Here is a 12266-nt window from a genome sequence, read left to right as displayed (position 1 = left end):
TTTTCTATTAAAAGAGATTTACCGCCTGGTGAGGCGCACATTTTCTTATTTTCGGGACGGTGACCCCAAATTCACTATGAATTAGCCCTTACGCGGCAAGCTCCGAGGAATAAAATAAACAATAAAAATATGTATCAAAGATATCTCGAAGCAAAAAAATGGAGGAGTAGAAGGTGGTATTATGTCCATAAAAAAACACCACGTTAAAAGCAAGCTAGCGGTTGCTTACCAGCTTATTCACACTCCTAAGATCGCCGTCCATATTCCTAAAACGGAGCTACTTTACAAAAATTCGCTGAAGCGAATGATTAAAAAACATGATAAGGTCTACCTCAAACCGGACAAAGGATTTAAATCCAGAGGAGTGATACGGATCGAAAGGTTAAAAGATCACCGATTTAAAATAAGGTACGGATCCCACAAGAAATATGCAGATCGGAAGAATCTGTGGAAAAAAGTGTACCGCCTGACAAAAGGTAAAAAGTACATCATTCAACAGGCTATTGACAGTGTGACAAAGAATCGGCGGCACTTTGATCTCCGTTGCCATGTGTTGAGAATCCACGGTAAATGGGTGGTTGGTGGGATTTGCGGAAGGTTGGGGGCACCGGGAAGTATTGTGACAACATCTCATTTGGGCGGTACCCCGACACCCATCTACAAACTCTTTACCCGACATTTGAAATATTCCAGTAAAGAATCGGTAAAAATGATCCAGCGATTGAAGGAGTGTGCCGTCAAAACGGTCAAAAATGTGAGTCGAATGTATCCGAATCTCAAAGAGTTCGCCGTGGACATGGGAATCGACCGCAAGAAGAGGATATGGATTTACGAGGTAAATATTGAACCGTTAACTAAGGCGAATTTTAAAAAGTTACCTGATAAAACCCTGTATCGAAAAATTCAGCGTATGAGGAAGATTGCAAGATAATTTTCTCTATTTGTTTCTGTATTTTAAGCCCGGTGATGGGCTTTTTTTTTATTTTCGTAGGAGTCTAAGCAAATGATCAGCTCAGTACATATTATAAAAAAAATTAACATAATGGACATATTGGAAAGGATAGAAAGGATAAGGATCGTATGAAAAAAACAACGAGATTAAGAGAAATGATTTCCTCAAAAAATCCGGATTTTATCATGGAAGCGCATAACGGTTTGTCTGCAAAAATCGTGGAAGAAGTCGGTTTTGAAGGGATTTGGGCCAGCGGACTCTCCATCTCCGCGAGTCTGGGAGTCAGAGATAACAACGAAGCTTCCTGGACTCAAGTACTGGATGTTTTGGAGTTTATGAGTGACGCTACATCCATTCCAATCTTGCTGGACGGAGATACAGGATACGGAAACTTTAATAACGCCAGGCGTCTGGTCAAAAAATTAGAGCAACGAAATATAGCGGGCGTTTGCATTGAAGATAAGCTGTTCCCGAAAACCAACTCCTTTATCAACGGCGAATCCCAACCTCTTGCAGATGTGGAGGAGTTTTGTGGCAAGATCAAAGCGATGAAAGACACCCAACTGGACGACGACTTTGTCGTAGTCACGAGGGTGGAAGCTTTTATTGCGGGCTGGGGTTTGAAGGAAGCGTTGCGACGCGCGGAGGCTTACCGGCAATCAGGGGCGGATGCTATCCTCATCCACAGCAAACGATCGGACATCACAGAAATTGAAGCGTTTATGAAAGAATGGAACGGAAGACACCCGGTGGTCATTGTGCCTACGAAATATTATACCACTCCGACGTATCGGTTCCATGAGCTGGGGGTCAATCTCGTCATCTGGGCCAATCATAATGTAAGGGCGTCCATTGACGCGATGAAAAAAATATCGCGGCAAATTTACCAAGAGAAAAGTCTTATCGGTGTGGAAGGCAACGTGGCAACCGTCGACGAGATTTTCCGGCTGCAAGGGGCCGAAGAGCTTCAAGCGGCGGAAAAGAAATATCTTCCCTCTAAAAAAGTTCCGGGTGATCACTGATGCTGCATACGAAAGCATTCGGGGAAGAACTTCGGAAGTTGGGGTATTCATTTTACAGTGGGGTTCCGTGCTCTTTTTTGAAAAACCTGATTAACTACGCCATCAATGAATGCGAATATGTTGGAGCAGCCAATGAGGGAGATGCGGTTGCCATTTCTGACGGAGCCTTTTTGGCAGGGAAAAAAGCCGTGGTTCTGATGCAGAATTCGGGGCTGTCCAACGCGGTCTCCCCATTGGTGTCTCTTAACTATCCGTTTCGGATTCCGGTCCTTGGATTTGTCAGCCTTCGGGGAGAACCGGGAATCCCCGATGAACCACAACATGAGCTGATGGGGCAAATCACGACCGAACTGCTAGATTTGATGCAAGTGAAATGGCAGATTCTTTCACCGGACCTAAATAAGGCCAAACTCCAACTGTTAGAGGCCAATCGGTGGATCGCCAACAACCAACCTTTCTTTTTCGTTGTCAGAAAAGGGACATTTGCTGAGGAACCCCTGAAAAAACAAACGCTTTCCCTTCATTTGAACCGTATCAAAAGGGTGAAAAACGAAGCGTTCACGGACCAATTACCTCGCCGGCATGAAGCACTCCAAATCATCAGCGCATGGAAAGACAACAAAACCGTACTGATTGCCACAACCGGAAAAACAGGTCGGGAATTGTATGAAATCGAAGATGCCCCAAATCACCTGTATATGGTCGGCTCCATGGGATGTGCTGCTTCTCTCGGACTCGGTATGGCGCTAACCCGAAGAGATTTGGATATCGTCGTGATCGACGGGGACGGCTCTTTACTCATGCGTATGGGGAGTTTAGCTACCAACGGGTATTACAGTCCGCATAACATGCTCCATATCCTGCTGGACAATCAAACCCATGATTCAACGGGGGGGCAAAGCACGGTTTCGCATAATACTAATTTCATGGAGATTGCAGCTTCCTGCGGGTACACGAAATCGATTTACATCCACAGCTTGGAAGAATTGAAATCCTCCATCCAGGAATGGAAGCAAAGCAGAGGACTGACTTTTCTCTATATGAGAATTTCAAAAGGCTCCAAGAATCAACTGGGACGCCCCAAAATAAAACCGTATGAAGTGAAAGAGCGATTGCAGATTTTTATTAAAAACAATTTGCCAGATTAACGGAGAGGAAATCCTATGCAGACGGTCAAAAGAAATATTTTGCTGAATCCCGGACCCGCCACAACAACGGACAGTGTCAAATACGCTCAGGTAGTTCCTGATATATGCCCCCGTGAACCCGAATTTGGCCACCTGATGGGTTCCATATCCACAGAACTGACCCGATTGGTTGCAGATCCGGAGCAGTATACCACCGTATTGTTCGGCGGTTCGGGTACGGCGGCGGTCGAATCCATTTTAAGTTCCGTTGTGGATAATGATATTCTGGTCATCATCAATAATGGCGCCTATGGCAAACGGATGTGCGAGATTGCGGAAGCCTATGGGTTGAACTTCCTGGAATTTAACAGTCCACCGGATAAGGGCATCGACTTGACAGCACTGGAAAAATGGATTCAACACTCTCCCAGAAACATCTCCCATCTTGCCGTCGTTCACCATGAGACAACCACTGGTCTGTTAAATGATATCGAGTCAATCGGGCAACTATGTAGGAAACATCGGATCGATATGATCGTAGATGCCATGAGTTCATTTGCCGCCATTCCGATCCAAATGAAGACGATGAATATCAGTTTCCTGGCCTCAAGTTCCAATAAGAATCTTCAAGGAATGGCGGGCATCTCGTTTGTCATCGCGGATAAAAATAAATTGAAATGCATGCAGCACAAAAAACCGCGAAATTATTACCTGAATCTATATGACCAATATCAGTTTTTTTCAAAAACCTGCCAGATGCGCTTTACGCCTCCCGTTCAAACCCTGTATGCTCTCAAACAAGCGATTGTCGAGTTAAAACAAGAAGGGGTGGCAGGGAGATACGCGAGGTACGTCAAGTCCTGGGAAACGTTAACCAAAGGGATTTCCCAGCTTGGATTGAAGTTTATCGTCCCGGAAAAACACCATTCGAAAATCATCACGGCCATCCTCGAACCGGATTGCGATGGATTCGATTTCAATGAAATGCACGACTATTTATACAGGCGGGGCTTCACGATTTACCCCGGTAAACTTGAGCAGTTGAAAACGTTCAGAATCGCCAATATGGGAGATATCACCTACGAAGATATCGAAAGGTTTTTAAAATCGTTGGAAAGTTACCTGATAACCATCAATTATATGAAGGATGGATGATAGATGAACAGCATCCTCAAAAAAAACAAATGGTTGAGATATTCGTTTATGGCGAAGGATGTTCGGTTGGCATCCCATTTGCCGAAAACAAAGCTTCTGACCGCTAAAGCGTTACGGAAAATGATCGCCCGCTACGGACAGGTGATTCTGAAACCTGTCGTTGGGAGACGAGGGTTTGGCGTGATCAAGGTATCACCGTTAGGAGGAAAACATTACCAAATCCACCACGAGAATAAAAAGAAAAAGATTCGAGGGTTCCAAAAGACGTATGACTATATCAAGAGGATGATCGGATCCCGTCGCTATATGGTCCAGCAGCGGGTTCAACTGCCCGAAATCCGTAACCGCCCTTTTGATATACGGGTGATCGTTCAACGACGAAAAAAGAACTCCAATTCATGGAGAGTGACGGGGAAAGTGGCTAAACTGGCGGGAAAAGGTTACATTGTCACGAACAATGCTAGAAGCAAAGGAACCGTGCTAATGGTTGAATCTGCGATCCGAAAATCTTCCCTCAAACATCTTTCCGAAAAAAAAATCCTGTCCAAAATCGAAAAGGTCGCTTTGTTGTCGGCCCGGAGATTGACTTCACGATATCCCAACCATCGTATTTACGGATTGGATATGGGACTGGATAAGAAGGGCCATGTCTGGATTATCGAAGCGAATACGTTCCCAATGCTGACCCACTTCCGTAAAATAAAAGACCAAAGGATGTATCGTCGAATTAAGGCATATAAAAAGGGTACCTCGTAGCCGAGAATTGTACGACTCAATTCCCTGACACGCCCTAGTCCGTCATCAAAAAGACGGCAATCGGACGTTCTTTTCCATTACAGTCAATTTTGTTATTTGGTGCTCGTTCCTCGCGCCCCGTACGAAGCGGTCATAGCAAGCGGGGCTCACGTCCGACTTCCAGTCTATCATGGCAACAGCAGTTTGGTTTTCCATGGGAACAAACTAGATAAAGGTGGGCTATTAGTGAGTAAAGACAAAAGCAATGTGGTCTCTTTGTATCGCATCAAAAGTCAAGGTGCAAATAAATATGCGATTTCCCTTCCTCGACGGCTCTATAAAGCTTCCCAACCGATTGCCGTCTTCAAATTAGGGCAATTGAAGATCCGGGTTCGTTGTTTTCCCAATAAAACATTGAACAAGGTAGGTCTATCTAAGAATTTAATTAAAAAATGCGGGATTGATGAGGATATTTCATGCAACCTGAAAACCAATGGTCCTGTTCTACATTTCGGACCGGTTATTGGGATTTTTGTAACCAAACGACGTATCCAGCAGCTGGTGAAAAAACAAAGTCCCACCTTCAGGGACATTGAAACGGTTAAAGCCAATACCAGCGCAAAAACATTGATTTACTACTTTTCTATTGAGGATGTTCGTCTACCAGAAAAAAAGGTGGTTGGTACCTGGTTTAACCCTCGAAGCGAGAAATGGGAAAGAAGTAATTTTCCTCTTATGGATATTTTATATGATAAGTGCAGTAGAAGAATATCGAGAAAATCCAAAAAGCACGAGGCAATCCGCAAACGATTTCACCAGATGTCCATACCAAGCATTAATGCCCAACATTACTTCGACAAATGGGATCTACACCAAAAGTTGAGCAAGTATGAGGTGATGAAACCGCATCTCCCCAAAACGAAATTATTTAATTTTCAAGAACTAAAAAAGATGTTGTATGAAAGTCCTGTCGTTTACCTAAAAGCCTCTATCGGCAGTATGGGATGTCGGGTGATGCGGATCGAAAAGAGAGAAGACGGTCAATATGAGTATAGTTATTTTCGAAAAATACTCGTTCAAGGGTTGAAAAAGGATTTCTCTGATTTGTATCCGGTAATCAAATCGTTCTTCGGAGAAGATCTTCTCCTAATGCAACATGGTATTCGTACGGTGCAAATCGGCGGTCGAAACGTGGATATGCGGGCCACACTTCAAAGAAATGGAAAGGGGGAAGTTGAAATCAATTCCATTGCGGTTAGATTGGGAGTTAAAGGTTGTCCCATAACCAGTACGCGATCCGGTTCCAAAGTGCTTTGTTTGGATGACTTTCTTAAGAAATTCGGAAAGCATTTTCCAAACACTACAAGGAATAAAATGGATAAATTTTTAATCAAGGTGTATAAGTGTATCGAACGATCATATGGTCCTTTTGGTGAAATGGGGATTGACTTTACTTTGGATGAAAAGGGACAACTGTATCTGATTGAATCCAATTCAAAACCGGCCAAAGATTCGTTGTACAAAACCTATGACAAAGAGACCATCCATAAAGCTTTTTTAAATCCCCTGAATTACGCTAAATTCCTTGCGAGGTTCCAATAAAGAGGGGTTACCGACAGCGGGCAATTCCAGCATCTTTGCGAATCGGACTTGTACTCACGGTATCCTTGGTGGTTGGGTAATCAGTTCGTGTTTTCCCGAACATATGTATACTTCACGCTCAGAGTCGTACTTGAACTGTTTTCGGTCATGGGGAGGTGGCGGCGTTTTTGCTCAAGCAGAGGGCTGACGTACGGGCCGTCTTCCAAGATTCAATTAGCGGCTTTTAACGGGGACGGAGGATCGTCCTAGCTGCAGTAAGGCGGGGACGCCGGAGCCCGAACCCTGGACGGCAATAAGACGTTAGATCTGGTGTAAGAAAAGGGACATGAGGAGGTGGTTCGGCTGTTAGGGAAAGCGGATCTGCGGATCTAGTTGACAGCAGGAGAAGGATATCCGCAATCGGTGTAGCCATGAGGGATGTCCGATCACAAAAAGGAACATGGTGGCGTGGATGGAAACATAAGTTAGAAGATACTCGGTATGAATATTTGTCAAGGGTCTTTCAGTAGCAATTACTCAGCCAGCTGAAAAAACCTTGCCGAGCTTCCCACCCGATTCACTGCCGGGTGGGATTTTTATCTCTATTTAGCTCGGCCCTGTAGTCGCTTCGTATTTTTCATGTGTCAGGATGCAACCCACCCATCAACATTCAGCTCATCCCTGATGGGAATGAAAAGGAATAGTTAATTCATTCATGCCGATCTGAAACAAAGTGATCCACATCACCAAAGCGATTTCAGGTCTGAGTGCTAGCAGTACAGGCACGCCGCCCATATGGGTAACGGTAAGAGCAGTAAAACCGCATGCGGGGGGATGACACATCCCTGATCTTGGTCGTTATCCGAAAAGGAAACGGACTTAGGACGCTAACGAACAAATAATCCCACGGCTTCAGCCTTGCAAGAGGAAATGGTGAAATGACTCTCACAAAACACCGTTACAAAATATTTATTTTGTAACGGTTATCTTAGATGATGATTCATCTTTTCCGTCCCCTGATTTCTGTCCAACCCTGTCAGGATCATCCCCCATTGACGATAAAAGCTGTATTCCAATTATCAATCTGTATCGGTATGGGTCATATCCGTGGAATGCTTGAGCGTTCTCAATCGGTTTCCGTTTCGGATAACGGCCAATTTCAGGGATGTGTCATCACCGTCGTCTGTGGTTCTACGTTCTCGAGATAAGCTCATTTCTAGCATACTTCTATCATCAACGAATCAATAGGTTCTAGATTCCATACGCAGTTCTTACTCCTCCCTTCTCTGCATATTTTTCATATGGACAAGCAGCCTAGGGGGAGAGAAGATGCAAAACTGGTTGTCTCAAAACGATTTCAAATACCGTGTAAAACTAACCGTCTATATCATTATCAGTCTAGCTTTGATGTTTTTCTATTTTGGAGTGTTTACTGAACTGCGGACCGAAAACGTCTCCCATTCCGATTTGTCTAAACTAACCTCTCTTCTTTCGAAGGATAGTTTGTTGCATACTTTCGGGGAGATTCCCTATTTTTTTACTGTTGTTCGGGTACCGAAAGATGAAGCTTGGGAAGCGTTGGTTTCGGAATTGGTAACAGGTGTCAATTTGAAAGATCCGCGAACGTTTCTCAGAGGGGAATTGCCGGAGTTTGACCTCTTTGACACGGACATTGTAGCGGCTGGAAAAGGAGTAGACTATACCGATATCCCAATGGATTTGCCCCCTCCGGCAAATATGCAATCCCATCCGAACAAGGGAGTGCCCCCTCATAAAGAGGATAATGACGTGAATTCACCCACAAAGTCAGAAGAAGAGTCTCCCAAAAACAAAATCGTCTATATTTACAACACACATTATATGGAGTCCTTTTTGCCGGAACTCCATCGGACTAATCCTGATCAGGCTTATGACGTTCAAATCAGCGTCAGATCGGTGAGCCGAAAGCTGAAGGAAGAATTAGAAAAAATGGGGATTGGCACTCAATTTTCCAATAAATTATACACTGGCGTCTACTATCCCCGATTGTATCAGGCCTCCAGAAAGACGGTGCTAACCGCCATGAAACAAAACGGCAATCTGCAGTACTTTATCGACATCCATCGGGACTCTCGAAGGAGAAAAAAAACAACGATAAGATTAAACGGCAAAGATTATGCTCGAATCTGTTTTATTATCGGCGCCCTCAACCCCCATTGGCAGGAGAATAAGAAATTGGCACTTCAACTGCACGATGAATTGGAAAAACTATACCCCGGCGTTTCCAAAGGGGTTTTTGTCAAAAATCACGAGGAAGGAAACGGAGAATACAATCAGTCGATTTCACCGCGAAGCATCCTGATCGAAATCGGGGGTGTCGACAATACGATGGAAGAGGAATATCGATCAACCAAGGCGTTTGCTCAAGCCTTTGCGGCTGTTTATCTTGAAGGCAAAGCCTTGCCCGTAAATGCACAACCAGACGACACTCAACCATAAGCTCTCTTTCGGGTCACGTCATGGGTTTTTGAGCTAAAACGGCTCTATTAAAACCGTTACGGGTGATCTTTCGTTTTCAGGGACACTTCCCACTAAGGGATTCAATTACTCCGGTACGCCGTTAATCTGATTACTGAGGATTTCCCAGCCCCATCGGGCTTACCTCGTACCAGCCTCGGGTCCATTGTGTTTAACACTTATATCTTCAAAGCCTTTTGGCTGCTTTCTTCTACTTTTTCCCGAGAAATGTGCCCCCAGGAAGCGAACGTTTGGGTATTTTTTATTTCTCTTTTCCTTATGATTGATCTACCTGAATTTGCGCACAATAAAAGGTGATAAGGATTTGACAGGAGGAAAAGCATGTTTCGCAAAACTGCAGGAGAAACGCTCGTCGACCTTTTGATCAAATGGGAGGTCGATCACATCTACGGCATGCCGGGTGATTCGATTAATTCCATTATCGAACCACTTCGCAAAGCGCAAGACAAAATCAAATTCATTCAAGTCCGCCATGAAGAAGCGGGAGCTCTTGCTGCGGCCTCGTATGCCAAATTGACTGGGAAACTCGGGGTTTGCCTCGCCATTGCTGGCCCAGGAGCCATCCACTTGCTGAATGGTTTATATGATGCCAAATTGGACCGCGTTCCGGTGCTGGCAATCACAGGGCAAGTTGAATCTGATCTTTTGGGGACAGATTTTTTTCAAGAAGTTAACCTTGAACGGTTGTTTGACGATGTTGCCGTCTATAATCAGCGAATCATGTCTGCAGAACAACTTCCAGCGGTGGTCAATCAGGCCATCCGTACCGCTTATGCAAAAAGAGGGGTCGCGGTGCTGACTGTCCCGGATGACATTCCCACATTTGAAGTGGGAAGAGAAGCCCTACATACAGCTTCCTTACACGTCACCCCGGAGATCTTCCCAAAACAAGATGATTTGGAGAATGCCCTCGGCGTGTTGAATGAAGCCAGACGGCCAGTCATCCTCGCAGGAAAAGGGGCCCGACATGCACGTGAAGAATTGCTTGCGTTTGCAGAAAAATCGGCCGCCCCGATCGTCCTTTCTCTTCCGGCGAAAGGGACCATTCCCGATGAGCATCCCTTATGTCTGGGAGGGCTCGGTCTCATCGGTACCCGTCCGGCTTACCACGCTATGCAAACGGCGGATACTCTGATAATGGTCGGCACTTCTTTTCCATTTACCGGTTTCTTACCCGAAAAAGCCAAAACCATTCAAATAGACACCGATCCGACGCAAATTGGCAAACGGTACCCCGTTGATGTGGGATTGGTTGGTGATTCGGTGAAAACATTGGCCTGGTTCACGAAACGAATCGGGAACCAACCCGACCGGTCCTTTCTTGAAAAGCATCAAGAAATGATGAAAGATTGGCATGACCGACTTAAAAAACAAGAAGTTCAAGAATCCATTCCCCTAAAACCGCAAAGTGTCATCAGGGCACTTCAAAAGGTCACCAGTGAAAATGCCGTTTTATCTGTCGATGTTGGCAATGTGACCGTCTGGGTGGCCCGTCATTTTCGCATGACTAACCAGCAATTCATTATTTCAAGTTGGTTGGCCACACTCGGTTGTGGATTGCCTGGAGCGATTGCTGCAAAGATCGCCTATCCGGACCGGCAGGTTTTTGCCATCTGCGGTGATGGCGGCTTCGGCATGACGATGAACGATTTCGTAACAGCCGTAAAATACGAATTGCCGATAGTTGTAGTGGTCTTAAACAATCAAAAAATTGCTATGATCAAGTTTGAACAGGAAGTCATGGGGAATCTGGAATTTGGTACGGAACTCACCAATCCCAATTTCGCCAAATACGCAGAAGCTTGCGGCGGTGTCGGCTATCGCGTCAAAAAGCCAGAAGAGTTGCTCCCTGCATTTGAACAAGCCGTGTTGCAAAAAAAACCCTGTATTATCGATGTACTCGTTGACCCTGATGAAGCGCCATTGCCACCAAAGATCACGTTCTCCCAGGCCTCCGGCTATGCCAAACACATGATCAAGGCCTTGTTTGAAGAAGGAAAATTGGATCTACCACCCCTATAAAGGACAGTAACGATTCGCGAAATCAAATACCCCCTTAAAGCAGACACACAAGATCATGTCTCGCTAAGGGGGTATTCACTCCTATCTATTGTACATACCCGTTTCGTAGATATGTGGTGCTGAAATTCCCCAAACCATCAAAATACACATCCGTCAGATGAGCGGGATCGGTGGCCATTTCTCCTGCATAGACGGAGCCGTCGTCGTGGTCGTCCCAAGCCCAGGCGGTATGTGCCGCATTATCCTTTCCGTTGTCACCGAGGAATGTGCCCCAGGAAGCGAACGTCTGAGGATCATACCGGTGGCCCCACAATCCGTTGACTTCAAATGTATCCACCAACCGATATTTCACGTTGCGGTCATTGCCGGAGGATGGTACTTCTCCTGTGTACCGATCGGGGTAATATACCACTCCATCTCCACCGGGAAACTCAGATCCGTTCCACGCCTTCACGCCATGCCCTTTGGCTTCTTGGAAAGTGGCAGGTCTTGGGTAGTCGGTGGTGATCATTCTCACAGTCCCATCGATGTTTTCTTGTCCGTCTGTCAAGGGACTGCCAGCCGGGGTGTAAGAGTAGAAATCCAGATGGGCTACAGTCACCATACCTTCCAGTGATCCATATGTACTGCCATCCTTTCGCACGATGACCAAGACACCTTCCATGTCGTTTTCATGGCTGTCCAACCCAAAGTCGGGATAATCCACCCAATCCCTTGGATGATAAAAGCTGTATACCAGGTACCAATGAGTGATGGTTTCGGTGACGGAGTAATAAACCGTTCCCTTCAGACGAGTCGGATCATCATCCTGGTTCTCCCAGTTGTTTTGTGTATTCCAATCGCCGTCATAATCAACTGCAGTCAAGTAATCTGCATCGGCATCAGAATCATCCGTGTCCTGGAAATGGACAGGTGCCCATCGATAAGCAAGGTCCAAGTCGCTGGCTGCCTCCACAGTTGAAGGGTTTGGGGAAAACGTCAACGCAACCGAAGACAACAGCACGCAAATAGCCAATCGAATCCCTTTCACCACTTCGCTCCTCCCCACCTAGTTTTTACTCCTCCTCTTTTCTGAATCAATCCTGGATTCCCTTTTTAACACAAGATAAAAAATTGATGACCAAACGATAAAGAAGAGCACCCCATTTGGAGTGC

The 12266-nt window shown here is 45.4% G+C and carries 9 protein-coding genes; 8 read left to right on the top strand and 1 reads right to left on the bottom strand.

The window, feature by feature from the left end; all coding sequences use genetic code 11:
- Nucleotides 1-181: 181 nt before the first annotated feature.
- The 8 genes from KI215_RS08220 to KI215_RS08185 all read left to right on the top strand — a co-directional run bounded on the left by KI215_RS08220 (nucleotide 182) and on the right by KI215_RS08185 (nucleotide 11111).
- On the top strand, nucleotides 182-931 hold the full coding sequence (locus KI215_RS08220) for a YheC/YheD family protein (RefSeq protein ID WP_212772292.1): 750 nt from the start codon (nucleotides 182-184) through the stop codon (nucleotides 929-931).
- Nucleotides 932-1080: 149 nt separating this feature from the next.
- Nucleotides 1081-1974, top strand: coding sequence for a phosphoenolpyruvate mutase (aepX, locus tag KI215_RS08215; protein ID WP_212772291.1), 894 nt, complete (start codon nucleotides 1081-1083; stop codon nucleotides 1972-1974).
- On the top strand, nucleotides 1974-3122 hold the full coding sequence (gene aepY / locus KI215_RS08210; RefSeq protein ID WP_212772290.1) for a phosphonopyruvate decarboxylase: 1149 nt from the start codon (nucleotides 1974-1976) through the stop codon (nucleotides 3120-3122). Before aepX ends, aepY begins: the two co-directional genes overlap by 1 nt.
- A gap of 15 nt (nucleotides 3123-3137) precedes the next feature.
- The gene (locus KI215_RS08205) at nucleotides 3138-4256 is read left to right on the top strand and encodes a 2-aminoethylphosphonate aminotransferase (RefSeq protein WP_212772289.1); all 1119 of its coding nucleotides are present in this window, start codon (nucleotides 3138-3140) and stop codon (nucleotides 4254-4256) included.
- Between the two features lie 3 nt (nucleotides 4257-4259).
- Nucleotides 4260-5012, top strand: coding sequence for a YheC/YheD family protein (locus tag KI215_RS08200; RefSeq protein WP_212772288.1), 753 nt, complete (start codon nucleotides 4260-4262; stop codon nucleotides 5010-5012).
- Nucleotides 5013-5237: 225 nt separating this feature from the next.
- Entirely contained in the window at nucleotides 5238-6593 is a 1356-nt protein-coding gene (locus tag KI215_RS08195) for a YheC/YheD family endospore coat-associated protein (protein WP_212772287.1), read from the top strand.
- 1308 nt (nucleotides 6594-7901) lie between these two features.
- Entirely contained in the window at nucleotides 7902-9050 is a 1149-nt protein-coding gene (gene spoIIP, locus KI215_RS08190) for a stage II sporulation protein P (protein WP_212772286.1), read from the top strand.
- 360 nt (nucleotides 9051-9410) lie between these two features.
- Complete coding sequence (locus tag KI215_RS08185) at nucleotides 9411-11111, top strand: pyruvate oxidase (protein WP_212772285.1); 1701 nt, start codon at nucleotides 9411-9413, stop codon at nucleotides 11109-11111.
- An 85-nt stretch (nucleotides 11112-11196) separates the two neighbouring features.
- On the opposite strand, the gene KI215_RS08180 is transcribed toward KI215_RS08185, so the two are convergent.
- Nucleotides 11197-12141: an NPP1 family protein gene (locus KI215_RS08180; RefSeq protein ID WP_246512059.1), complete on the bottom strand. Its 945-nt coding sequence runs from the start codon at nucleotides 12139-12141 to the stop codon at nucleotides 11197-11199.
- Between the last annotated feature and the right edge of the window lie 125 nt (nucleotides 12142-12266).

Origin of the sequence: Polycladomyces abyssicola (genome assembly GCF_018326425.1) — a bacterium.
GTDB lineage: Bacteria > Bacillota > Bacilli > Thermoactinomycetales > JIR-001 > Polycladomyces > Polycladomyces abyssicola.
This window is presented reverse-complemented; position numbering and strand designations above follow the sequence as displayed.

What these genes read in the sequence shown, in the direction of transcription:
- KI215_RS08205 (WP_212772289.1), top strand. Translation starts at nt 3,138, where the DNA reads ATGCAGACGGTCAAAAGAAATATTTTGCTGAATCCCGGACCCGCCACA.
- KI215_RS08185 (WP_212772285.1), top strand. Translation starts at nt 9,411, where the DNA reads ATGTTTCGCAAAACTGCAGGAGAAACGCTCGTCGACCTTTTGATCAAA.
- KI215_RS08200 (WP_212772288.1), top strand. Translation starts at nt 4,260, where the DNA reads ATGAACAGCATCCTCAAAAAAAACAAATGGTTGAGATATTCGTTTATG.
- KI215_RS08220 (WP_212772292.1), top strand. Translation starts at nt 182, where the DNA reads ATGTCCATAAAAAAACACCACGTTAAAAGCAAGCTAGCGGTTGCTTAC.
- aepY (WP_212772290.1), top strand. Translation starts at nt 1,974, where the DNA reads ATGCTGCATACGAAAGCATTCGGGGAAGAACTTCGGAAGTTGGGGTAT.
- aepX (WP_212772291.1), top strand. Translation starts at nt 1,081, where the DNA reads ATGAAAAAAACAACGAGATTAAGAGAAATGATTTCCTCAAAAAATCCG.
- spoIIP (WP_212772286.1), top strand. Translation starts at nt 7,902, where the DNA reads ATGCAAAACTGGTTGTCTCAAAACGATTTCAAATACCGTGTAAAACTA.